The sequence below is a fragment of the Thioalkalivibrio sulfidiphilus HL-EbGr7 genome (genome assembly GCF_000021985.1).
GTDB lineage: Bacteria > Pseudomonadota > Gammaproteobacteria > Ectothiorhodospirales > Ectothiorhodospiraceae > Thioalkalivibrio_A > Thioalkalivibrio_A sulfidiphilus.
The window spans coordinates 796077-818221 of record NC_011901.1 but is presented as its reverse complement, the minus strand read 5'-3'; the positions used below and the strand labels follow the sequence as shown (position 1 = coordinate 818221).

The window sequence follows — 22145 nt, the reverse complement described above, 5'->3', positions numbered from 1 at the left end:
GCCCTCGCTCAATCCAACAGAATCACGGTGTTGCCGGCGTTCGGCAGGGTCATGTTCAAGCGCTGCCGCGCCGTCTCTTCGATACGTCCGTGGGTGGCCCAGGTGCTCTGTTCCAGCTGCAGCTGGCCCCACTCCACGTTCAGGCTGTCCCGTTCAGCCAGCTCCACCTGCAGCGCCATGAACAGGCTGCGGCTGTGGTGCTTGCTGTAGATCACCCCGAAGGCGCTGATCAGCACCGCCAGGAACAGCACCCCGAACCCCACCAGGCGCAGCCTCACGCCAGCCGCTCCGCCACCCGAAGCACGGCGCTGCGGGCCCGGGGGTTCTGGTCCAGCTCCGCTTCGCCGGCGCGGATCGCGCGCCCCACCAGGCGCAGGGTCTGGCCCCGACGCGCGTCGCCCTGCACCGGCAGGCCCCGGGGCAGGCGTTCGCCCTCGGCCTGGTCGCGCAGGAAGCGCTTGACCATCCGGTCCTCCAGGGAGTGGAAACTGATCACCGCCAGGCGTCCGCCCGGGGCCAGCAGGGCGGGGATCTGCTCAAGACACCGGGGCAGGGTCTCCAGTTCGTCGTTGACCCGGATGCGGATGGCCTGGAAGCTGCGCGTGGCCGGATGCTTGTGACGCTCCTTGAAGGGCACCGCCTCCGCGATGAGTTCCGCCAGCTGGCGGGTACGTTCCAGGGGCATTTCCTGGCGCGTCTCGACGATGCGCCGGGCGATGCGCCGGGCGAAACGCTCCTCGCCGTATTCCTTGAGCACCCAGGCGATCTCGTCCTCATTGGCCCGGGCCAGCCAGGCGGCGGCGGACTCGCCGGACTCCGGGTCCATGCGCATGTCCAGGGGGCCGTCGCTCATGAAGCTGAAGCCGCGCTCCGGGGTGTCCAGCTGGGGCGAGGAGACGCCGAGGTCCAGCAGGACCCCGTCCAGCCGTCCGCTGATTCCCAGCCTGTCTGTCACCTGCTGCAGCATCTCGAATGAACACCGCTCGAAGTGAAACCGCTCGTCATCCCCGAAGCGACGCGCCGCCTCGGCCTCGGCCTCCGGGTCCCGGTCCAGGGCAATGAGCCGACCGTCAGGGCCGAGCCGCTCCAGGATCCGGCCGCTGTGGCCGCCGCGCCCGAAGGTGCCGTCCAGGTAGATCCCGTCGGGACGCACCGCCAGGGCCTCGACCGCCTCCTCCAGCAACACCGCGCGGTGGGCCGGGGCTGGCTTCCCGCTCACAGGGACAGGCTCTCCAGTACCGCGCTCGGCTCCGCGGTCTCGTCCTCTTCCTTGAACCACTCATCCCGGCTCTTGACCCAGGTGTCCTCGTCCCAGAGCTCGAACTTGTTGCCCTGCCCCACCAGCACCACGCGCTTGTCGAGGCCCGCGTAGTCGCGCAGCGGCGGCGGCAGCAGGATGCGCCCCTGGCCGTCCAGCTCGCACTCGGTGGCATGACCCACCAGCAGGCGCTGCAGACGGCGCACCTGGCGGTCCATGTTGGGGCGGGACATGAGGGCCTGCTCGATGCGCTCCCACTCGGGCTGGGGATAGACCAGCAGACAGCCATCGCGGTCCACGGTGATCACCAGGCGCCCCTCGCAGGTTTCCACGAGGCGATCGCGATACCGGGACGGCATGGCCATGCGCCCCTTGGTATCCAGGTTGAGATTGGCGACCCCTCGAAACACTGACAGCCCTCATGGGGAGGAAAACCACTTTCCTCCACTATTCCCCACATTTCTACACTATAGGTAGGGATCCGGGGCCGGTCAAGGGAAATCAGGGTCTGGGAAGAGAAAAATAGTGCTTGTGTCACAAAGACTTAGGAACACCCCTCCAAGTGGGAGATCAGCCCAGGCAAGGCCGAAAGAATAGCGCCTTGAGATTCACCAGATTGGCCTCACAAGCTCACAATTCACTTTAAGTTTGGGACCCGAAAAGCAGTGAAGCCCGCCCCTGCATCGGGGTCGGGCTTCATCGCGGTGGGGAAAAATGGGGAGTCGGCCTGTAAGCCGGGTTCTGTCTGGGACAGTCATTCATCTGGGACGCGCGTCACCGCGCGCCTCGAGCAGCCTACCCGGGTGCAGTGCGGGCCACACCAATGCACCCCTATTTGGCCTTGCTCCGGGTGGGGTTTACCGTGCCGCGAAGTGTTGCCACCCGCGCGGTGCGCTCTTACCGCACCTTTTCACCCTTACCTGATCCCGGAACGGGTCCGAGCCATCGGCGGTATGTTTTCTGTGGCACTTTCCGTCGGCTCGCGCCGCCCAGGCGTTACCTGGCACCCTGCCCTATGGAGCCCGGACTTTCCTCCACGACACAAGGTCGCAGCGACTGTCCGGCCGACTCCGGAGCATTAGAGTACGTGGGAACGGGAAAGTTACAAGGGAAAAGTGGGAAGCTGGAATTGGGAAGGGCGAAGGCTGTTGCCGAATTCGATCCTGGCCTCCATGGGACCGGCCCGCAGCACGACATCGATAAGCCAGGAGGAAAACGCACTGCAAAGGCCGCGAAGGCACGTGCGCAGCTGACTGGGTCAGGATGATGGGTGTCCTAAACCGCTTTACGATCCTACACTCCTTGCATACCTAGGCGGGATAAGCCACTACTATTCACAGAGCAGCGTAAGGAATTCGCAAACCCAACTCGCAGGAGGCAGGATCATGGGCGACGGCAAACGACTCGGTTTTGGGGCAGACAGCCATCGGAACAACCTCCTTGCCCTGCTGCTGATCCTCCTGGTGTTCGCCGCGCTGGGATTGCGCTTCTGGGCAGAGCACCACAAATCCCTGTACGGCGGCCCCCAGCAGATCACACAGTTGGGCGACGCCCTGCTGATCAACAACGGCGATGCGCTCTACCGCATCTCACCGGACGGTGAGATCCTCTCGCGCCACGACCTCAGTCAGCTCGGCTATGCCAACAACCTGACTGACCTGCATGGCCTGCCCGATGGTTCGGTTCTGCTGGCATCGAGCCGGCCAGCCACGGTCAGGCAATGCCGTCTTGAGACCTCAGATTGCGACACGCTTCTGGATGCAGACCACCTGCCCGAGGGGCGGGCCTACAAGCTCCTGCACGGTCCGGATGGCACGCTGATGATCGCCGACACCAGCGGTCATCGCATCCTGCGAGCGCAGGACTTGAGGAACCCCGAACCCACCCCTCTGGACATCACAGCAGGCCTGCGATTTCCGAACCAACTGTCATGGCACAACGGACATCTCTGGGTCGCCGATACCAATCACCATCGCCTCAGCGTCTATCAAGTCAATGAAATGCGCGGCGAGATACTCGGCAGCATCGAAGTCATCGGTCATCCCGACGCGCGCAGGACACGTATCTGGCCGATTGCCTTTGCCTTCGACGAGAGAGGACGTGTCTGGGTGATTGTGGCGAACAACCTGTTGCGGGAGGCCGATGTCCTGGCCTATTCAATGGAAGGCCGTGCCTTGACCCGTATCGAATTGCCAGAGGGCGCGGATCCCGTGTTCATGACCCACCACCAGGGAGCGCTGTTCATCACGGACCCAACCCGAATGACCGTATACCAGGTGGATATGAATGACCTGCGCGTCTCCGCTCTGGGCGGACAGTTCGGCACACACCTGGATGAACACCGCACTCAACGTGATCACTATGCAACCCTGAGCCATATCGGGCTCTGGTCCCTGGCGGGAATCCTGGTACTGGGCCTCCTCCTGGCCAGCGGAAGCCTCAGGGAGCGGTTATCGGCGCAGTGGCAGGCCACAATGGGCACAGGATCGAAGCAACGCCCTCACTTGTCCAATCGCATCGCACCGCTCGTGAACGCCGACCGTCTTTCCGGCGTGAGCTGGCTCGAACCCGACCCCAAACGCATGAGACCTCTCCAGTGGGCCCTGTATGCAGGCATGGCCTGCATCCTGCTCGCACCCGCCCTGATCATTGCGACCCAGGTCTACTGGGCACCCGAGGATGCGGACGCCTCCCCTTATACATTCCGCGGTCTGATGGCGATGTTACTCGTGCTGGTTGCAGTGATTCTGCCCCTGATGTGGCAGGCCTCCCTCCTGCTCAAGTCGCGAATCGGCATCAGAGGCGGTCTGCTCTACCTGAGGGACCATCGCGGAAGAGCGATACAGATCCCAGCGGAGGTCGCCGTAAGCTCCCCCATGCACATCTCCCACGGCCCCATCACGGTGGTGCTCTTCGATGGCCGGAGGAAGTCGTTCTATGATGAGGAAACCACTGAGAACACCCTGAAGCCGATTGTGGCCCGCACCCATCACCTGGGACACATCAACTTCTGGCTCTACCAGCTCAAGCAGCGTCAAACTGCAGCGATCCTGGCAACCGTATTGCCATTGAGTGGTGTACTGGCCCTCTACGCAATACTGAAATGGCTGTGAGTGAGGCTTTCGCATTTCTTTGCGCCTCTGCGTCGCGGTTACGCCTTTCGCCTCACCCCGACTTCATCTCCACCGCCCGCGCATACAAGAGATTCTTCCCCACCCCCGTGATCTCGGCGGCCAGCTTCGCCGCCTTCTTCACCGGCAGTTCTTCGAGCAGCAGGCGCAGCACCCGTTGCGCCTCGGGGCCGACGCCCGCATCGCTTGCCTCCGGGGCACCGGCGACGAGCACCACGAACTCGCCCTTGCCGTGATCTTCGTTGCTCGCAAGCCAGGCGACCAGCTCCGCGAGATGCCCGTCCTGTACCTGCTCGAAGGTCTTGGTCAGTTCCCGGGCCACCACGGCACGGCGCTCACCGCCCAGCACGGCGGCCATGTCATCCAGGCAGGCGGCGATGCGGTGGCTGGATTCGTAGAAGATGAGCGTGCGGGGATCGCCGGCCAGCGCCTCCAGCCGCTGGCGTCGGGCGCCGCCCTTGGCGGGCAGGAAGCCCTCGAACACGAAGCGGTCCGAGGGCAGCCCGCTCACCGACAGGGCCGCCATGGCGGCCACGGGGCCCGGCACGGGCGAGACCCGGATGCCGGCGGCACGGGCGGCGGCCACCAGGCGGTAGCCCGGGTCGCTGATCAGCGGCGTGCCGGCATCGGAGACCAGGGCGATGGATTCGCCGGCCTCAAGCCTCGCCACCAGGGCGGGCACCTGCTCCAGTTCGTTGTGCTCGTGCAGGCTGATCTGCCGGGCCTTGATGCCGAAGTGGGTCAGCAGCGCGCCGGTGCGCCGGGTGTCCTCGGCGGCCACCCGGTCCACGGCGGCGAGCACCTCCCGGGCACGGGGGCTCATGTCCCCCAGGTTGCCGATGGGCGTGGCCACCACGTACAGGACGCCCTTCTCAATTGCGGCCGCTTGAATTGACACGTTCCCCCCCGGCCAAGATACTGACCTGCCTTGAATTCATCTGAAGGGTCGACAGTCTACGCCCCGTCGCCCCTGCCCAACACCACCCCGGTATCCGATGACCCGATCAGCCCTGTTGTTCCGCCTGTTCCCCGCCCTGGCCCTGACCGCCGTGCTCGCGGCCTGTGCGCCGCCCGAACCCCGGCTTGTGGTGCCGCCGGCGGACCTCACCGAGGCCCAATCCCTGGAACTGTCGGGCGAGCTGCAGGAGGCCGGTCGCCTGTACCTGGCCCACGCCCAGCGACTGCGCGGCGAGGAACGCATCCAGTTCACCCTGCACGGCCTGGAACTGCTGCTCTCGGAGCGCCCCGAGCCCGAGGATCTGGATCTCGCCGAGACCGCCTACGCGGACCTGACCCGCCAGCCCCTGCCGGAACCGGCCAGCACCCGGGCCGCCGTGGCCGGTGCGCGCCTGGCGATCTGGTCCGACGATCCCTGGCGCGCCCTCTCGCTGCTGCCCACGGACCTGGAAGGCCGCCCCGCGCCCCTGGCCCGGCAGGTGCTGGAGACCCGCGTGCTGGTGCTGAGCCTGATGGACGACTGGCTGGGCGTGGTGCAGACCCACATCACCCTGGAACGCTGGCAGGACGATGCCCAGGGCATCGCCGCCAACCGCGAGGTGCTCTGGACCCGGCTGCTGGAACAGGACCGTGACCGCCTGGCGCGCTTCGAGGCCGAGGCCCCGGACCGGGTCACCGCCGGCTGGCTGTCCCTGGCCCGGGTCGCGCGGGGCACGGCGCCCCGTCCGGCGGCCCTGGAAACGGCCCTGGAGGACTGGATGCTGGCCTTCCCCAACCATCCGGCCACCGGCGATTTCCTGCCCCGGCTGCGCCGTGAATGGGCGGAACTGGGCCGCTACCCGGATCGCATCGCCGTGCTGCTGCCCATGACCGGGCGCCTGGCGGCGGTCTCCACCGCCGTGTACGAGGGCATGCTGGCTGCCTATTACCGGCTGCCCGTGGAGGATCGCCCGAGCCTGCGCCTCTATGACACCGGCGAACAGGCGGAGGCCGCCTGGACCGTGTACCACCAGGCGGTGCAGGACGGCGCCACCCTGGTGATCGGCCCCCTGGACCGTCGCGCCGTGGAACTGTTCGCCACCAGCGATCACCTGCCCGTACCCATGCTGGCCCTGAACCAGGTGGACTGGGACAACCCGCCCGAGCGGCTCTTCCAGTTCGGCCTCAACCCGGAGGACGAGGCACGCCAGGTGGCCGAGTACGCCGCCATGGAGGGGTACCTGCACGCCCTGATCCTGGCGCCGCGCAACGAGCTGGGCGAGCGGCTCGGCACCAGCTTCACCGAACGCTTCCTGGAACTGGGCGGGCTGGTGCTGTCCGCCCAGTTCTACGCCCCCCAGGCCACCGACTACGCGCCCTCCATCACCCAGGGACTGGGACTCAACGACAGCCAGGGTCGCCACCGCCAGCTGCAGAACATCGTGCGCCGCAACCTGGAATTCGAACCCCGGCGCCGCCAGGATCTGGACGTGGTGTTCATGGTGGGCACCCCCCGGGAGGCACGCCTGCTGGCGCCCCAGCTGCGCTTCCATCGCGCCGGTGACCTGCCCGTGCTGAGCACCTCCCATGCCTATTCCGGCCATCGCGACGCCCAGACGGACGCGGACCTGGACGGCCTGACCCTGGCCGAGATCCCCTGGCTGCTGGACGCCGCCATCGAGGAGACACCCACCCGCGCCACCCTCGCCCCGGACCTGTCACCCGGCAGCCGCCAGCTGCCCCGGCTGGTGGCGCTGGGCCACGACGCCATGCGCCTCGCGCCCCTGCTCAACCACCTGCACCAGCGCCCCGGCGAAGGCCTCGAAGGCATGACCGGCAGGCTGTACCTGGACGAGGCGGGCCGTGTGCACCGCCAGCTGCACTGGGCGGTGTTCCGACGCGGCGTGCTGAGCCCCATGGTGCTCACGCCCCCCATGGCGGAAGCGGGACCACAGGCCTCCCGATGAGCACTCAGCGCCAGGGACGGCGCGGCGAGGCCAGGGCCCTGGCGTATCTGGAGGGCCGCGGCCTGCGCCTGCTGGAACACAACTACCGCTGTCGCGGCGGCGAGATCGATCTGGTGATGCGTGACGGCGCGACCACGGTGTTCGTCGAGGTTCGCCTGCGCCGCAACCGGCGCTTCGGCGGTGCCGCCGCCAGCATCACCCCCAGCAAGCAACGTCGCCTGTGCACCGCCGCCCGGCACTACCTGATGGTGCGTGGCATGCCCGACGGCCCGGTGCGCTTCGACGTGGTGGCCCTGGAAGGCGACGAACCGGTGGACTGGATCCGCAACGCCTTCGATGCTCCGGTGGATTGAACCTGCTGAGGCCTCCCATTAACGCGGAGGACGCAAAGACGCAAAGTGCGCAAAGAGTTCTCTATGGAAAAACCCCTTTGCGATCTCTGCGTCTTTGCGCCCTCCGCGTGAACATCCCAGGCCCGCTTTCCCACCCGGACTGCCGGCACAAGTGCAGCGCCACGCCCCCAGCAGATACACTTCCCCCATGACCGCACATCCCGAGCTCATCGACGCCCTGCGTCAGGCCCTGCCCCCGGATCAGCTGCTCACCGAGCCCGGCGACTGCTGGCCCTACGGCTACGACAACTCCCGCCAGCAGGCTCTGCCCGAGGCGGTGGCCTTCGCCACCGGCGCCGAGCAGGTGCAGGCGGTGGTCAGGCTGTGTCACGAACACGGCGTGCCGCTCACCGCCCGGGGCCGCGGCACCGGCACCACCGGCGCCACCGTGCCGGTGCGCGGCGGCGTGGTGCTGTCGCTGGAACGCATGGACCGGATCCTGGAGATCGACCCGGACAACCGGCTCATGGTGGTGCAGCCCGGCGTGACCAACCAGGCGGTGCAGGACGCGGCTGCCGCCCACGGCTTCTTCTGGCCGCCGGATCCCACCAGCGCCGCCTTCTGCACCGTGGGCGGCAACCTGGCCTACAACTCCGCCGGCCCGCGCGCGGTGAAATACGGCACGCCCCGGGAGAACACCCTGGGGCTGCGCGCCGTGAGCGGCGACGGCAGACTGCTGCGCACCGGCGTCTATACCACCAAGGGCGTGGTGGGCTACGACCTCACGCGCCTGATCATCGGCTCCGAGGGGACCCTGGCGGTGATCACCGAGGCCACCCTCAAGCTCACGCCCCTGCCCGCTGCCAAGCGCACCCTGCAGGCGGTGTACCGTGACATGGGCGACGCCGCCCGGGCGGTGGCCGCCATCATGGCCCAGCCCACGATCCCCTGCGCCCTGGAGTTCATGGATCGCGGCGCCATCGAGATGATTCGCCGCTACTCCGAGGCGAACCTGCCAGAGGGGGCCGGCGCCCTGCTGATGATCGAGGTGGACGGCCCCGAGGACTGCGTGGACAGCGCCGCGGACACGGTCACCCGGGCGGCACGGGTGGACGGCGCCCTGTCCGTGGAGGTGGCCCGCAGCGAGGCCGAGGTGAAGGCCCTGTGGGCCACGCGCAAGGCGCTTTCGCCTGCACTGCGCAACGTGGCACCGAAGAAGATCAACGAGGACGTGGTGGTCCCCGTCTCTCACATCCCGACGCTCATCGAGGGGCTTGAGGCGCTCTCGCAGCGCTTCGGCATCACCATCGTCAACTTCGGCCATGCGGGCAACGGCAACATCCACGTGAACCTGCTGGTGGACCCGGATGACCCTGTCCAGATGCAGGCCGCCGATGCCTGCCTGGACGAGGTGTTTTCCCTGGTGCTGAAACTGCGCGGCAGCCTGTCCGGCGAGCACGGCATCGGGCTGGTGAAACGCGCCTTCGTGGACCGGGAGATCGAACCGGAGACCCTGGACCTGATGCGGCGCATCAAGGGGCAGTTCGATCCGAAGGGGATCCTGAACCCGGGCAAGGGGTTTCCGGATATCTGAAAATCAAAGGACTCGGCGCAGAGACGCGAAGTAATGCTTGCTTAGAAGGATCTCGAGGCTTCGCACTCACCCTTCAGAAAACAGCTCATTCAGAACACAAAAAAACGCCGGGCAAATGCCCGGCGTTTTTGTACCACTTGCCGCTTGTTCAGCGAGGACCGCTGGCACCACCGGTACCGCGGCCAGTGCCGTCACCAGGACCTGCGCCACCACCGGCACCGCCGGCGCCGCTGCCATAACCGGGACCGTAACCGCGTCCCTGACCGGGGCCGCGTTGCGGGGGCTCATCGGGCAGCTGCATACCGCGTTCACGGGCGCGCTCCTGCATGCGCTTGTGGTGTTCGAGGCGATAGGCCTCGCGCTCTTCGCCCCGTAGGGTACGCATGGCGCGCTGGTGTTCCTGGATTTCCTCCTGGGACATCATCTGCCGACCGTAGATCTCTTCTTCCTGGGCCTGGAGCGTCAACGGCGCGGCCAGACCAAGGGCCAGGGCAGCCAGCAGGGATTGGGTAAAGGTTCTGCGATTCATGATCAACACCTCCATGAGGTCAACGAACACGGATCTTGAGATCATCCGGTTGTCGTGAATTATGGAGGCGCACCCGCTGCAAACCTGCACGGGCATCACAAATCACTGGGGTGTTTGCAGAGAATTCGCGCCGGACTTGCGCCAGATCAATTGCGGAGATGCGACGGGGACTGCTGATGATCGGAGCCGCGGGAGGTGTAACTTCCCACTTCCCAACTCCAACTTCCGACTTACTTGACGACCCTGAGGTGGCTGCCCTTGCCGCCTTCCGTGCCGCCACCCTCGCCGCCCGGTCCCGGCGTGGAAGGTCCGCCATCGCCCTCCTCGGGAAACATCATGCCCTGACCGTTCTCGCGGGTGTAGATGGCGAGCACGCGGTAAACGGGGATCTGCACGCTCATGGGCTTGCCACCGAAGCGGGCGCTGAAGGTGATCTCCTCGTTGCCCAGGGTCAGACCCTGCACTGCCATGGGGGCGATGTTCATGACGATGCGTCCGCCCTCCACGTAGTCCCGGGGCACCTGCACATCCTCGCCGGCGGCATCCACCAGCAGGTGGGGCGTGAGGCCGTTGTCCACGATCCACTGGTAGATGGCACGCACCAGGTAGGGGCGGCTGGAGGTCATGGGCACCGTGGTCACGGACATATCCCGGCACGCCTCAGGCGCGCAGTTCCCGCTCGGCTTCAGTGAGGCTCAGCTTGAAGGAAGGCCTTGCGAACAGGCGCTTGGAATAGTCGGCGATGGGCTTGGGGATGTCCTTGGGAGCAATCCCGTAGGCGGGCAGACGCCACAGGATGGGCAGGATGGCGCAGTCCACCAGGCTGAATTCATCGCTCAGGAAATAGGGCTTGATGGCGAATATGTCCGCCGAGGCCACCAGGCTTTCCAGCAGGATCTTGCGGCTCTTGGCAGGCAGCTTCATGCCGTTGGCCTCGGCCTCCTCGGCCACGCTGTACCAGTCGCGTTCGATGCGGTACAGGGCGAGGCGCGCGGCGGCGCGGGACACGGGGTCCACGGGCATCAGGGGCGGATGGGGGAAACGCTCGTCCAGGTATTCACTGATCACCTGGGGCCCGTACAGGGCCAGATCACGGTCCACCAGGGTGGGGACCGTGTTGTAGGGGTTCAGGTCGGACAGGTCTTCTGGCTTGTCGTCGAGATCGATGTTGATGATGTCGACGGTGATGTCCTTCTCCGCGAGCACGATGCGCACGCGGTGGCTCTGGGCGCACAGGGGTGCGGAAAACAGGGTCATCACGGACCTTCTGGTGGCGATCAACGCCATGGGCTATCTCCATCGGATGTGCAAATCCCGCCCAGGATGGCGGCTTTGCATCGGATCGGGGCCGCGGACCCGGCGGAGCATTGTCGGGCCCGACAATGCATTATAACGCGGCTGACGGCGCTTGGGCGTCCCTGCCCGGCCGCCGTGCACGGAAAAAGCCTTAGTGCACGTCCTTCCAGTATTCCTTCTTCATCAGGTAGGCGATGATGGTGAAGATGAACAGGAACAGCATCACCCAGATACCGATCATCTTGCGTTCGGTCTGAATCGGCTCGCCCATGTAGGACAGAAACGCGACGATGTCACGCACCGCCTTGTCATACTCGGCCGGTGACATGCTGCCGGACTGGACCAGTTCGAAGCGGACTTCATCATGGCCCCTGGCGTCTTTGCCCACCACTTCCTTGCGCTGGAAACCCTGCAGCTCCCAGAGCACATGGGGCATGCCCACGTTGGGGAACACGGTGTTGTTCACGCCCATGGGACGGTTCTCGTCCAGGTAGTAGCTGCGCAGGAAGGTGTACAGCCAGTCCTCGCCACGGACCCGGGCCACCAGGGTCAGGTCGGGCGGCGCGGTGCCGAAGGCCTCGGCGGCATCACGCTTCGGATAGGCATTCTTCATCAGCGCGCCCACGCGGGTCGGGTCACCGAACTCGTCCCGGGTGAAGATCAGGTTGTCACGCACCTGATCGTCGGTCAGGCCGAGGTCACGCCCGATGCGGTTGTAGCGCATGTACTGGGCCTCGTGGCAGCCCATGCAGTAGTTCACGAAGTACCTCGCGCCCCGCTGCAGGGAGGCCGTGTTGGTCACGTCCACGTTGGCCTTGTCCACCTTCACGGCGGGGCCCGCCGCGAAAGACGCGGCAGGCACCATCAGGGCCAGGAACATCATTACGGAGATCAGCTTCTTCATCACGCGGTCACCCTTTCCGGAACTGCCTTGTCTTTACCCAGGCCGCGCACGAAAGCGGGCAGCAGCAGGGTAATGGCGAGATAGATGGTCGGATACAGCCAGGTACCCCAGACCAGGCCCATGGTCTCTGAATCGACACGGGTCAGGTCGTAGCCGGTGTAGATCGCCACCACCACCAGGAAGGACACCAGGCTCATCACCAGTGAACGCTCGCGACTGTGGAACCAGATCACGAAGAAGAACACGAAGTACACCAGCGTGGAGCGCAGACCCCATTCCACCAGGGTGGTGTCGGTGGGCTGGGTGCCCAGCCAGGTCATGGCGATGAAGTTCAAACCAAAGAAGATGATGTTGAACTTGTGCACCGGGCTGCGGTAGCGGATGGACTTGACCGGGTTGCGATCCAGCCAGGGCAGGAACAGCAGGATGAACACCGCGCCGAACATGGTGAGCACACCCAGGAACGGGTCAGGCACCACGCGCAGGGTGGTGTAGAAGGCACCGTAGTACCACACCGGCGGAATGAAGTCCGGGGTCACCAGCGGGTCGGACTTCACGAAGTTGGCGGCCTTGAGGAAGTAACCGCCCGCCTCGGGGGCGAAGAACACCACCGCGAAGAACAGGATCAGGAACACGCCCACGCCCACGATATCCTTCACGGAGTAGTAGGGGTGGAACGGGATGCCGTCCACGGGCTTGCCATCGGGGCCCTTGTTCTTCTTGATCTCGACGCCGTCGGGGTTGTTGGAACCCACTTCGTGCAGGGCGATGATGTGCACCGCCACCAGCATCACCAGCACCAGCGGCAGGGCCACCACGTGCAGGGCGAAGAAGCGGTTCAGTGTGGCATCGGAGATCAGGAAGTCACCGCGGATCCAGGTCACCAGGTCCGGCCCGATGAACGGGATGGTGGCGAACAGGTTCACGATCACCTGGGCGCCCCAGTAGGACATCTGGCCCCAGGGCAGCAGGTAGCCCATGAAGGCCTCGGCCATCAGCACCAGGAAGATCAGCCAGCCGAAGATCCACAGCAGCTCGCGGGGCTTCTTGTAGGAGCCGTAGAGCAGCGCGCGGAACATGTGCAGGTACACCACGATGAAGAACGCGGAGGCACCGGTGGAATGCATGTAGCGGATGAACCAGCCCCATTCCACGTCTCGCATGATGTACTCGACGGAGGCGAAGGCATAGGCCGCGTCCGGCTTGTAGAACATGGTCAGGAAGATGCCGGTGACGAACTGGATGACCAGCACCAGCAGGGCCAGAGAGCCGAAGAAGTACCAGAAGTTGAAGTTCTTCGGCGCATAGTATTCGGCCAGATGCTCGTTCCACATCTTGCTCAGAGGGAAACGATCGTCGATCCAGCCCACCAGGTTGTTGAGTGGCTTGCTCATCATGCGGCTCCTTCGTCCTCACCCACGACCAGCAGGTTTTCGGACAGGTACATATGCGGCGGAACGACCAGGTTGGTGGGGGCGGGCAGGTTGCGATACACGCGACCGGCCAGGTCGAAGCGGGAACCGTGGCAACCACAGAAGAAGCCGCCGCGCCACTCGGGACCCAGGTCATCGGGGGCCACCTCGGGACGGTAGGCCGGTGAGCAACCCAGGTGGGTGCACACGCCGATCAGTACCAGGATCTCGGGTTTGATGGAGCGGTGGATGTTGCGGGCGTAGGACGGCTGCTGGGTTTCCAGCTCGGATTCGGGATCGCGAAGCCGCGGGTTGAGGGTGGGCAGCGCATCGAGCATCTCCTCGGTCCGACGCACGATCCACACCGGGCGACCGCGCCATTCCACGCGGATCAGCTGACCCGGTTCCACCTGAGACACATCCACTTCCACCGGGGCACCGGCCGCCTGGGCACGGGCACTCGGCTTCCAGGACGCGACAAAGGGCACGACCGCCGCGACAACACCTGCACCGCCCACCACGGTGGTCGCTGCCACCAGGAAGCGGCGCCGGCCCTGGTTAACGCCTTCGTTAGCCATCACAAGTCTCCCACTGAGAGTCAAACACCAAAATTCTTTATGGATACCCGAATCTGGCGCCGGGCTTGTATCCGCGGGGGCGTGCTCATGGGGCTTGCGCGCGCGCCCGGTCCTTTGGGGGGTCAATATAAGACGCGATAGGATTCCCGAACTGGGGGTTCAGGTCAAGCTTGGGCGAGGCGAGCTTCTCCAAGCAACTGATTTACACAGGGTTTTCTATATCGATAAATACATGCTGAAGTTTGAATACACCGGCAAGCCGCTCCCCCAGGGCCCGGGCGCCATCGCGCTCGGTGGCATGGTGACCGGCGGCGAAGTAATGGATGCCCGCCTCCCGGGCCACGTGCACCGTCTGTTCGGAGATCTCACCGCTCACGTAGGCATCCAGCCCCAGGGCCGCCGCCTGCTCGATGAAGCCCTGGGCCGCCCCGGTGCACCAGCCGATGCGCTCGATGGGCCTGTCCGCACCTCCGGGAATCCACAGGGGGGCACGCCCCAGGCGCTCTGCCAGGTGATCCGCCAGGGTCTGACCGTCCATGGGCGCGGCCGGGCGCCCGGTGAGGCCGATGCCGTCCTCTCGCAGCACGCCTTCCACCTGGAAATCCAGGCGCCGCGCCAGCTGGGCGTTGTTGCCCAGCTCCGGATGGGCATCCAGAGGCAGATGGTAGGCCAGCAAACTCACGTCGTGGGCCAGCAGCAGACGCAACCGCTCCCGCTTCATGCCCGTGACCCGGGCATCCTCGCCCTTCCAGAAGTAGCCGTGGTGCACCAGCAGGGCATCCGCGCCCCAGTCGATGGCCGCCTCGATGAAGGCCCGGCTCGCCGTCACGCCGCTGGCCAGCTTGCGCACCGGCCGCCCGCCCTCCACCTGCAGCCCGTTGGGGCAGTAATCGCTGAAACGACTGCACTCGAGCAGGGTATCGGCGTGGCGGGCGATCTCGTGGATGCGGGTCATGGGTGGTCTCTCGGCCATCTGGGCGTCAGGCGAGGGTGAAATCCGTCGTAGGTCGGCCTTCAGGCCGACAGCGGTGGATTCGACAGGCAGCGGCGTCGGCCTGAAGACAGACCTGCATCTTCCACGCCCCAACCCTCACGTTTTTTACATCGACTCATGCTATCGTAAACCTTATGACAAAAGTCTCCCGCTTCCTGCTCCAGGTGGTGATCGCCGGCATCGCCGCCGCGGCACTCGTGCTCGCCTTTTTCCCGGAACTGGTGCGTGACAACGGCCGGCCGGTCGTGGAACTGCGCCAGGGCAACGGCAGCTCGTTCGGACCGCGCACGGAAGGCCCCGTGTCCTACGCGGATGCCGTGGACCACGCGGCGCCGGCGGTGGTCAATATCCATACCCGCAAGACCGTCACCCAGCAGGCACATCCGTTCCTGGAAGACCCCCTGTTCCGGCGTTTCTTCGGCGACCGTTTCGAGCCACCCCCCGGCCAACGCACCCAGACCAGCCTCGGCTCCGGCGTGATCCTGAGCCCCCAGGGCTACGTGCTCACCAATCACCACGTGATCCGCGATGCCGACGAGATCGAGGTCATGCTGGCCGATGGCCGCAGCCTGGAGGCCCAGGTGGTGGGCACGGACCCGGACACGGACCTGGCGGTGCTGCGCATCCAGCCGGGCAGCGAAGACCTGCCCAGCATCACCATCGGCGGTTCGACGGGCCTGCGCGTGGGCGACGTGGTACTGGCCATCGGCAACCCCTTCGGCGTGGGCCAGACGGTCACCCAGGGCATCGTCAGCGCCACCGGACGCAGCCGCCTGGGGATCAACACCTACGAGGACTTCATCCAGACCGACGCGGCCATCAACCCGGGCAACAGCGGCGGCGCGCTGATCAACGCCTATGGCGAACTGGTGGGCATCAACACCGCTATTTTCACACGCTCCGGCGGTTCCCACGGCATCGGCTTCGCCATCCCGGTGGACCTGGCCCGGGACGTGATGACCCAGATCATCGAGCAGGGCCAGGTGGTGCGCGGCTGGCTGGGCATCGAGGTCCAGGAGATCACCCCACAGCTGGCGGAGTCCTTCGGCCTGCGCGACCGGCGCGGCGTGCTCATCGCCGGCGTGCTGCGCGACAGCCCCGCCGGACAGGCAGGCCTGCGCCCCGGCGACATCATCACCCACATCGGCGGCGACCGGGTCAACGACGCCCAGGACGCCCTGAACTTCATCGCCCGCGCCCGCCCCGGCGAGATGCTGTCCATGGAAGGCATCCGCGACGGACAGAAGATCGAGATCCGCAGCCAGGTGGGGACGCGTCCGGCGCGGCGTTGAGATTTTGCAGAGCCGCCGCCGCAGAGACGCGGAGGCGCTGAGATAAAGTACTTATGGACAGGATGAACCGGATTTTTCAGGATTTACAGGAATAAAGATTTAATCCTGTTAATCCGCTTTTATCCTGTCGATCCTGTCCAGTGATTTAGAAGTTCCTCCGCGTCTCTGCGGCGACATCTGACTTTCCAGCCCTTCAGCCAGACCCCAGCACACCTGCCAACGCCTCCATGAAGCGGGCGTTTTCCTCCGGCCGGCCTACGGTCACCCGCAGGCAGTCGGCGAGCACGCCGCCCTGGGGGGAGAGGTTCTTGATGAGCACGCCGGCGTCCTTCAATCCCTGGAACACCCGGTTGCCCTGCCCCTGCGGCACGCGGAACAAAATGAAGTTGGCCTCGCTGGGATAGACCTTCAGCCCCGGCAGCGCGGCCAGGGCATCCAGGAGTACGCCCCGGTCGTGGCGGATGGCCCGGGCCTGGTCCTCGAGCACCTGGTGATGTTCCAGGGCGAAGGTGGCACTGGCCTGGGTGAGCACGTTGATGTTGTAGGGCAGGCGCAGCTTGTCGAATTCCGAGAGCCACTCAGCCGGGCCGCTCAGGTAACCCAGGCGCAGGCCCGCCAGGCCCTGCTTGGAGACCGTGCGCATGACCACGAGATTCGGGTAACGGCCCAGGTCCTTGAGGAAGCTGTCATCGGCAAACGGCGCATAGGCCTCGTCCACCACCACCAGGCCGGGGGCGGCCTGGATCACGGCCTCCACGTCCTCGCGGGGAAAGCGGTTGCCCGTGGGGTTGTTGGGATAGGCCAGGAACACCACCGCGGGCTGGTGCTCCTGCATGGCCCGGATGAAGCCATCCACATCCAGGGCGAAGTCCTCGCCCAGGGGCACGCCCACGTAGGCCATGTCCGCGTAGCCGGCGATCATGCGGTACATGACGAAGCTCGGCTCCACGGACATCACCACCCGCCCGGGCGCGGCGAGCGCCATGATGATCACCTGGATCAACTCGTCGGAGCCGTTGCCGAGGATCACGGACTGGTCGGCGGGGATGCCGGCGACCCGGCGCAGGGTCTCGATCAGCTGCGGCGAACGGGGATCCGGGTAGCGGTTCAGTTCCACGTCACGCAGCTGCGCGAGCCATGCATCCACCAGTTCCGGCGGCCAGTGGTAGGGGTTTTCCATGGCATCCAGTTTAACGAAGCCGGTGGCGTCGGGGACGTGATAGGCGGCCAGGGCCCGGATGCCGGGCCGGACCCACTGGCCGACCAGGGTGTCGGCGTCTTTCATCGCGTGGCGCTCACTTGATGCGGTATTCCGCCGAACGGGCGTGGGCCACCAGGCCCTCACCCCGGGCGAGCGTCGAGGCGGTGCGCCCCAGGGTGGAGGCGCCCTGTGCCGAGCAGTGGATCAGGCTGGAGCGCTTCTGGAAGTCGTACACGCCGAGGGGCGAGGAGAAACGCGCCGTGCGCGAGGTGGGCAGCACGTGGTTGGGCCCGGCGCAGTAGTCACCCAGGGCCTCGGCGGTGTAGCGGCCCATGAAGATGGCGCCGGCGTGGCGGATGCGCGCGGCCACGGCCTCGGGGTCCTCCACGGACAGCTCCAGGTGTTCAGGGGCGATGTGGTTGGCCACCTCCACCGCCTCGTCCATGTCCCTCACCTGGATCAGGGCGCCCCGGCCCTCAAGCGAGGTCCGGATGATCTGTGCCCGGGGCATCTCGGCCATGAGGCGCTCCATGCTCTCCTCGACGCGATCCAGGAACTGCACGTCCGGCGAGACCAGGATGGACTGGGCGTCCTCGTCGTGTTCCGCCTGGGAGAACAGGTCCACGGCGATCCAGTCGGGGTCGGTCCTGCCGTCGCAGACCACCAGGATCTCGGACGGGCCGGCGATCATGTCGATGCCCACGGTGCCGTAGACCATGCGCTTGGCGGTGGCCACGTAGATGTTGCCCGGGCCGACGATCTTGTCCACCGCGGGGATGGTCTCGGTGCCGTAGGCCAGCGCTGCCACCGCCTGGGCGCCGCCCACGGCAAACACCCGGTCCACGCCCGCGACCGCGGCGGCGGCGAGCACCAGCTCGTTCACCTCGCCGCCGGGCGTGGGCACCACCATGATGAGTTCTTCAACCCCGGCCACCTTGGCCGGGATGGCGTTCATGAGCACCGAGGAGGGATAGGCGGCCTTGCCGCCCGGTACGTACAGTCCGGCGCGATCCAGTGGGGTCACCTGCTGGCCCAGCATGGTGCCGTCTTCCTCGGTGTACTGCCAGGAGTCCATCTTCTGGCGCTCCGCATAGCGGCGGATGCGCGCGGCGGCGGTCTCCAGGGCCTTGCGCTGTTCCGCCGGGATGGCGGTCAAGGCCTGTTCCAGGCGGAACAGCGGGATCTCGAGATCAGCGGCCTCGGTCACCTCGCGGCGGTCGAAGCGGCGGGTGTACTCGAGAACGGCGGCATCGCCACGGCGACGCACGTCGGCCAGGATGTCGCGCACCGTGGTGAACACGGCGTCGTCGGAGACGCTCTCCCAGGCCAGCAGCTCATCGAGGCGCTGGCGGAAATCGGCGTCAGAGGTGCTCAGGCGATTGATGGCGGGCATGGCGGCTCTGTCAGGGTCTTGGGTGTCAATGCATTTATGCCACAGAGGACACAGAGGTCACAGAGAGAAATCAGATGCTTTCTTCGCGCCTGGGGTCCTGGCGGGAGACCGGTCTATCCGCGGGCCGAAAACCCCAGTCTCTCGTCAGGACGCTAAGACGCCAAGGAAAAGCGTTTGGTGTTTGTCTCTGTGACCTCTGTGGCAAGAATCATCATTCAGTTTGCGGCGCGTCGCGCACGCACCGCGGCGGCCAGGCCTTCCAGCACCTGCTCGCTGTCGTCCCAGCCCATGCAGGCGTCGGTGATGCTCTGGCCGTAGGTCAGTTCGCGGCCGTCCTCGGCGTCCTGGCGGCCACCCACCAGGTGGCTTTCCAGCATCACCCCCATGATGCGCCGGTCTCCGGCGGCCAACTGCTCGCCCAGCACGCGGGCCACCTCCACCTGACGACTCGGATCCTTGCGGCTGTTGGCGTGGCTGCAGTCGACCATCAGCTTGGGCGGCAGGCCGGCGGCCTTCAACTGCTCGGCGGCGTGATTCACGCTCCTGGCGTCATAGTTGGGCTCGCGCCCGCCGCGCAGGATGATATGGCAGTCGTTGTTGCCCGCGGTGGAAAAGATGGCCGAATGCCCCGCCTTGGTCACGGACAGGAAGTGATGGGGACGCGACGCGGAGCCAATGGCATCGATGGCCACCTGCAGGCTGCCGTCGGTACTGTTCTTGAAACCCACCGGACAGGACAGCCCCGAGGCCAGCTCACGATGCACCTGGCTTTCCGTGGTACGTGCGCCGATGGCACCCCAGGCCACCAGGTCGGCGACGTACTGGGGACTGATCAGATCCAGGTACTCCGTGGCCGAGGGCATGCCCATGTTGGCCAGTTCCAGCAGCAGACCCCGGGCCAGGCGCAGCCCCTTGTTGATCTGGAAACTGCCATCCAGGTTGGGGTCGTTGATCAGACCCTTCCAGCCCACGGTGGTACGGGGCTTTTCGAAATACACGCGCATCACGATATGCAGGTCGTCGGCCAGCTTCTCGCGCATGGTCTTGAGCCGGCCTGCGTATTCCATGGCCGCATCCACGTCATGGATGGAACAAGGGCCGGCGATCACCAGCAGCCGATCGTCCTCTCCGGCGAGGATGTTGTGAATGGCCTCCCGGGCGTTGTGCACGGTGGCGGCTGCCTCGTCGGTGACAGGCAACTCCTCGTGAACGAGGACGGGGGGGCGAAACCTCGCGGATCTCGAGGATTCGCAGGTCATCTGTGTGGTAGCGCATGGCTGGATCTTCCTGCAATGGGTCAGGTGGCGGAGGCGGCTCGATCGACCGCCTCGCCGAGATGCTGGATCAGGGCCTTCATGCGGGCCGATTTCATCTTCATGGACGCCTTGTTAACCACCAGCCGGGAGCTGATGTCGGCGATGTGTTCCAGGGGCACGAGGCCGTTGGCACGCAGGGTGTTTCCGGTATCCACCAGATCCACGATGCAGTCGGCCAGTCCCACAATAGGCGCCAACTCCATGGAGCCGTAGAGCTTGATGATCTCAACCTGCCGGCCCTTCCCGGCATAGTAGTGTCTGGTGGTATTAACAAACTTGGTGGCCACGCGCAAGCGACCTGGCGTCTCGGTGGCGCCGGGGCGACCGGCCACCATGAGCTTGCAGCGGGCGATGCGCAGGTCCAGGGGCTCGTAGATGCCTTCGCCGCCGTGCTCCATGAGCACGTCCTTGCCGGAGACCCCCAGATCCGCCGCGCCGTACTGTACGTAGGTGGGCACATCGGAGGCACGGATCACCACCAGCTTCACATCCGGCTGGTTGGTGTCGAGGATCAGCTTGCGACTGGTCTCGGGGTCGTCCACCGGCGTAATGCCGGCGGCGGCCAGCAGCGGCAGGGTGTCCTTGTAGATGCGTCCTTTCGACAAGGCGATGGTGAGGGTCTCGTTGCTCATGATGTCTCTGTCTGTTTAACCGGGCACGCGTCGGATGCTGGCGCCCAGCTGGGAAAGTTTTTCCTCGATGCACTCATAGCCACGATCGATGTGATAAATGCGGTCCACCAGGGTCTCGCCTTCGGCCACCAGACCAGCCAGGATCAGGCTCGCCGAGGCGCGCAGGTCGGTGGCCATCACCGGGGCGCCGGTGAGTTTGGGCACGCCGCGCACCAGGGCGGTGTTGCCTTCGACCCGGATATCGGCACCCATACGCTGCAGTTCCAGGGCATGCATGAAGCGATTTTCGAACACCGTCTCGACAATGGCCGCCGTGCCTTCGGCCACGGAGTTCAGGGCCATGAACTGGGCCTGCATATCCGTGGGGAAGGCCGGATAAGGCGCGGTACGCAGTCCCACGGACCGGGGCCGGCGTCCGACCATATCCAGCTCGATCCAGTCCTCACCGATGTTCATCTGCGCACCGGCCTCCTCCAGCTTGGCCAGCACCGCATCCAGTGTCGCCGGCGCGGTATTGCGAAGCCGCACCTTGCCGCCGGTGATGGCCCCGGCCACCAGGAAGGTGCCGGTCTCGATGCGATCCGGCAGCACGTCGTAGTGGCAGCCGTGCAGGGTCTCCACGCCGTCGATGACGATGGTATCCGTGCCGGCACCGGAGATCTGCCCGCCCATGGTGTTGATACAGTTGGCCAGATCCACCACCTCGGGCTCCCGGGCGGCGTTCTCGATCACCGTGGTGCCCCGGGCCAGGGCCGCGGCCATCATCAGGTTCTCCGTGCCGGTGACCGACACGATGTCCATGACGATGCGCGCCCCCTTGAGCCGGTCAGCGCGGGCACGAATGTAGCCGCTGTCGATACTGATGTCGGCGCCCATGGCGGCCAGTCCGTCCACGTGCAGATTCACCGGCCGGGAACCAATGGCGCAGCCACCGGGCATGGAGACCTCCGCCTGGCCGAAACGGGCCAGCATGGGCCCCAGCACCAGGATGGAGGCGCGCATGGTCTTCACCAGCTCATAGGGGGCGACGAAGTCATGGGTGGTGGTGGGGTCCACCTCGATATGCATGCGCTCGTCCACGGTGAGCGAAGCACCCATGCGCCCCAGCAACTCCATGGTGGTGGTCACGTCCTGCAGATGCGGCACGTTGCCGATGGTCATCGGGCTGTCCGCGAGCAGGGTGGATGCCAGGATGGGCAGCACGGCGTTCTTGGCGCCGGAGATACGCACGTCGCCGTTCAGGGGACGCCCGCCACGAATGATCAACTTGTCCATCATGGGTCCATGGGCCACCGGGGGCCGTGAATCAAGGAAAAAAGAGGCCCATGATAGCGAAAATCGTCCCCGGACGGGACACCTAGCGCGGATATCTCACAGGGA

General features: G+C 65.8%; 20 protein-coding genes, 1 other RNA gene and 1 pseudogene. 5 read left to right on the top strand and 17 right to left on the bottom strand.

Features of this window, described 5'->3' with window-relative positions; all coding sequences use genetic code 11:
* Positions 1 to 8: 8 nt before the first annotated feature.
* The 4 genes from ftsL to rnpB form a co-directional block, all read right to left on the bottom strand.
* Positions 9 to 278 (bottom strand): cell division protein FtsL, encoded by a 270-nt coding sequence (gene ftsL / locus TGR7_RS03770; RefSeq protein ID WP_012637342.1) that lies wholly within the window; start codon positions 276 to 278, stop codon positions 9 to 11.
* Positions 275 to 1219 carry a 16S rRNA (cytosine(1402)-N(4))-methyltransferase RsmH gene (rsmH, locus tag TGR7_RS03765; RefSeq protein ID WP_012637341.1) on the bottom strand — a complete coding sequence of 315 codons (945 nt, stop codon included), beginning with the start codon at positions 1217 to 1219 and terminating at the stop codon, positions 275 to 277. The genes ftsL and rsmH overlap by 4 nt, the downstream gene beginning before the upstream one ends.
* On the bottom strand, positions 1216 to 1668 hold the full coding sequence (gene mraZ, locus TGR7_RS03760) for a division/cell wall cluster transcriptional repressor MraZ (RefSeq protein WP_012637340.1): 453 nt from the start codon (positions 1666 to 1668) through the stop codon (positions 1216 to 1218). The genes rsmH and mraZ overlap by 4 nt, the downstream gene beginning before the upstream one ends.
* Before the next feature lie 304 nt (positions 1669 to 1972).
* Positions 1973 to 2330: RNase P RNA component class A (gene rnpB / locus TGR7_RS16900), an RNA gene on the bottom strand.
* A 313-nt stretch (positions 2331 to 2643) separates the two neighbouring features.
* Between rnpB and TGR7_RS03755 the strand changes: the two genes are divergently transcribed.
* The gene (locus TGR7_RS03755; RefSeq protein WP_012637339.1) at positions 2644 to 4371 is read left to right on the top strand and encodes an SMP-30/gluconolactonase/LRE family protein; all 1728 of its coding nucleotides are present in this window, start codon (positions 2644 to 2646) and stop codon (positions 4369 to 4371) included.
* A gap of 52 nt (positions 4372 to 4423) precedes the next feature.
* Here TGR7_RS03755 and rsmI read toward each other — a convergent pair whose 3' ends face one another.
* On the bottom strand, positions 4424 to 5245 hold the full coding sequence (rsmI, locus tag TGR7_RS03750; RefSeq protein WP_081434247.1) for a 16S rRNA (cytidine(1402)-2'-O)-methyltransferase: 822 nt from the start codon (positions 5243 to 5245) through the stop codon (positions 4424 to 4426).
* Positions 5246 to 5384: 139 nt separating this feature from the next.
* Here rsmI and TGR7_RS03745 point away from each other — a divergent pair, with 139 nt between their 5' ends.
* The 3 genes from TGR7_RS03745 to TGR7_RS03735 all read left to right on the top strand — a co-directional run bounded on the left by TGR7_RS03745 (position 5385) and on the right by TGR7_RS03735 (position 9218).
* Positions 5385 to 7292, top strand: coding sequence for a penicillin-binding protein activator (locus tag TGR7_RS03745; protein WP_012637337.1), 1908 nt, complete (start codon positions 5385 to 5387; stop codon positions 7290 to 7292).
* On the top strand, positions 7289 to 7645 hold the full coding sequence (locus TGR7_RS03740; protein WP_012637336.1) for a YraN family protein: 357 nt from the start codon (positions 7289 to 7291) through the stop codon (positions 7643 to 7645). The genes TGR7_RS03745 and TGR7_RS03740 overlap by 4 nt, the downstream gene beginning before the upstream one ends.
* 187 nt (positions 7646 to 7832) lie before the next feature.
* Complete coding sequence (locus TGR7_RS03735) at positions 7833 to 9218, top strand: FAD-binding oxidoreductase (protein WP_012637335.1); 1386 nt, start codon at positions 7833 to 7835, stop codon at positions 9216 to 9218.
* A 148-nt stretch (positions 9219 to 9366) separates the two neighbouring features.
* Here TGR7_RS03735 and TGR7_RS03730 read toward each other — a convergent pair whose 3' ends face one another.
* From TGR7_RS03730 to TGR7_RS03700, 7 genes are all read right to left on the bottom strand, one after another.
* Positions 9367 to 9747, bottom strand: a complete 381-nt coding sequence (locus TGR7_RS03730; RefSeq protein WP_012637334.1) for a hypothetical protein — start codon at positions 9745 to 9747, stop codon at positions 9367 to 9369.
* Between the two features lie 230 nt (positions 9748 to 9977).
* Positions 9978 to 10394 (bottom strand): ClpXP protease specificity-enhancing factor, encoded by a 417-nt coding sequence (locus tag TGR7_RS03725; protein ID WP_012637333.1) that lies wholly within the window; start codon positions 10392 to 10394, stop codon positions 9978 to 9980.
* 13 nt (positions 10395 to 10407) lie between these two features.
* A complete protein-coding gene (locus tag TGR7_RS03720; RefSeq protein WP_012637332.1) occupies positions 10408 to 11034 on the bottom strand; it encodes a glutathione S-transferase N-terminal domain-containing protein in 627 nt (208 codons plus the stop codon).
* Between the two features lie 160 nt (positions 11035 to 11194).
* Entirely contained in the window at positions 11195 to 11947 is a 753-nt protein-coding gene (locus TGR7_RS03715; RefSeq protein WP_012637331.1) for a cytochrome c1, read from the bottom strand.
* Positions 11947 to 13341 (bottom strand): cytochrome b, encoded by a 1395-nt coding sequence (locus TGR7_RS03710; RefSeq protein ID WP_012637330.1) that lies wholly within the window; start codon positions 13339 to 13341, stop codon positions 11947 to 11949. The genes TGR7_RS03715 and TGR7_RS03710 overlap by 1 nt, the downstream gene beginning before the upstream one ends.
* Positions 13341 to 13937, bottom strand: coding sequence for a ubiquinol-cytochrome c reductase iron-sulfur subunit (gene petA / locus TGR7_RS03705; RefSeq protein ID WP_012637329.1), 597 nt, complete (start codon positions 13935 to 13937; stop codon positions 13341 to 13343). The genes TGR7_RS03710 and petA overlap by 1 nt, the downstream gene beginning before the upstream one ends.
* Positions 13938 to 14139: 202 nt before the next feature.
* Positions 14140 to 14892 carry a Nif3-like dinuclear metal center hexameric protein gene (locus TGR7_RS03700; protein WP_012637328.1) on the bottom strand — a complete coding sequence of 251 codons (753 nt, stop codon included), beginning with the start codon at positions 14890 to 14892 and terminating at the stop codon, positions 14140 to 14142.
* A gap of 173 nt (positions 14893 to 15065) precedes the next feature.
* Here TGR7_RS03700 and TGR7_RS03695 point away from each other — a divergent pair, with 173 nt between their 5' ends.
* Positions 15066 to 16223 (top strand): Do family serine endopeptidase, encoded by a 1158-nt coding sequence (locus TGR7_RS03695; RefSeq protein ID WP_012637327.1) that lies wholly within the window; start codon positions 15066 to 15068, stop codon positions 16221 to 16223.
* Between the two features lie 193 nt (positions 16224 to 16416).
* Here TGR7_RS03695 and hisC read toward each other — a convergent pair whose 3' ends face one another.
* The 5 genes and pseudogenes from hisC to murA form a co-directional block, all read right to left on the bottom strand.
* Positions 16417 to 17508 carry a histidinol-phosphate transaminase gene (gene hisC, locus TGR7_RS03690; protein ID WP_012637326.1) on the bottom strand — a complete coding sequence of 364 codons (1092 nt, stop codon included), beginning with the start codon at positions 17506 to 17508 and terminating at the stop codon, positions 16417 to 16419.
* Between the two features lie 10 nt (positions 17509 to 17518).
* Entirely contained in the window at positions 17519 to 18817 is a 1299-nt protein-coding gene (hisD, locus tag TGR7_RS03685) for a histidinol dehydrogenase (protein WP_012637325.1), read from the bottom strand.
* Positions 18818 to 19032: 215 nt separating this feature from the next.
* Positions 19033 to 20092, bottom strand: a pseudogene (gene aroG, locus TGR7_RS03680) (3-deoxy-7-phosphoheptulonate synthase AroG).
* Positions 20093 to 20114: 22 nt separating this feature from the next.
* Complete coding sequence (gene hisG / locus TGR7_RS03675; RefSeq protein ID WP_012637323.1) at positions 20115 to 20765, bottom strand: ATP phosphoribosyltransferase; 651 nt, start codon at positions 20763 to 20765, stop codon at positions 20115 to 20117.
* Positions 20766 to 20780: 15 nt separating this feature from the next.
* On the bottom strand, positions 20781 to 22040 hold the full coding sequence (murA, locus tag TGR7_RS03670; RefSeq protein WP_012637322.1) for a UDP-N-acetylglucosamine 1-carboxyvinyltransferase: 1260 nt from the start codon (positions 22038 to 22040) through the stop codon (positions 20781 to 20783).
* Positions 22041 to 22145: the final 105 nt, after the last annotated feature.

Excerpts from the sequence above, each read along its gene's own strand:
- TGR7_RS03755 (WP_012637339.1), top strand. The coding sequence starts at position 2,644 with ATGGGCGACGGCAAACGACTCGGTTTTGGGGCAGACAGCCATCGGAAC.
- TGR7_RS03745 (WP_012637337.1), top strand. The coding sequence starts at position 5,385 with ATGACCCGATCAGCCCTGTTGTTCCGCCTGTTCCCCGCCCTGGCCCTG.
- TGR7_RS03740 (WP_012637336.1), top strand. The coding sequence starts at position 7,289 with ATGAGCACTCAGCGCCAGGGACGGCGCGGCGAGGCCAGGGCCCTGGCG.
- TGR7_RS03735 (WP_012637335.1), top strand. The coding sequence starts at position 7,833 with ATGACCGCACATCCCGAGCTCATCGACGCCCTGCGTCAGGCCCTGCCC.
- TGR7_RS03730 (WP_012637334.1), bottom strand. The coding sequence starts at position 9,747 with ATGAATCGCAGAACCTTTACCCAATCCCTGCTGGCTGCCCTGGCCCTT.
- TGR7_RS03725 (WP_012637333.1), bottom strand. The coding sequence starts at position 10,394 with ATGTCCGTGACCACGGTGCCCATGACCTCCAGCCGCCCCTACCTGGTG.
- TGR7_RS03720 (WP_012637332.1), bottom strand. The coding sequence starts at position 11,034 with ATGGCGTTGATCGCCACCAGAAGGTCCGTGATGACCCTGTTTTCCGCA.
- TGR7_RS03715 (WP_012637331.1), bottom strand. The coding sequence starts at position 11,947 with ATGAAGAAGCTGATCTCCGTAATGATGTTCCTGGCCCTGATGGTGCCT.
- TGR7_RS03710 (WP_012637330.1), bottom strand. The coding sequence starts at position 13,341 with ATGAGCAAGCCACTCAACAACCTGGTGGGCTGGATCGACGATCGTTTC.
- petA (WP_012637329.1), bottom strand. The coding sequence starts at position 13,937 with ATGGCTAACGAAGGCGTTAACCAGGGCCGGCGCCGCTTCCTGGTGGCA.
- TGR7_RS03700 (WP_012637328.1), bottom strand. The coding sequence starts at position 14,892 with ATGACCCGCATCCACGAGATCGCCCGCCACGCCGATACCCTGCTCGAG.
- TGR7_RS03695 (WP_012637327.1), top strand. The coding sequence starts at position 15,066 with ATGACAAAAGTCTCCCGCTTCCTGCTCCAGGTGGTGATCGCCGGCATC.
- hisC (WP_012637326.1), bottom strand. The coding sequence starts at position 17,508 with ATGAAAGACGCCGACACCCTGGTCGGCCAGTGGGTCCGGCCCGGCATC.
- hisD (WP_012637325.1), bottom strand. The coding sequence starts at position 18,817 with ATGCCCGCCATCAATCGCCTGAGCACCTCTGACGCCGATTTCCGCCAG.
- hisG (WP_012637323.1), bottom strand. The coding sequence starts at position 20,765 with ATGAGCAACGAGACCCTCACCATCGCCTTGTCGAAAGGACGCATCTAC.
- murA (WP_012637322.1), bottom strand. The coding sequence starts at position 22,040 with ATGGACAAGTTGATCATTCGTGGCGGGCGTCCCCTGAACGGCGACGTG.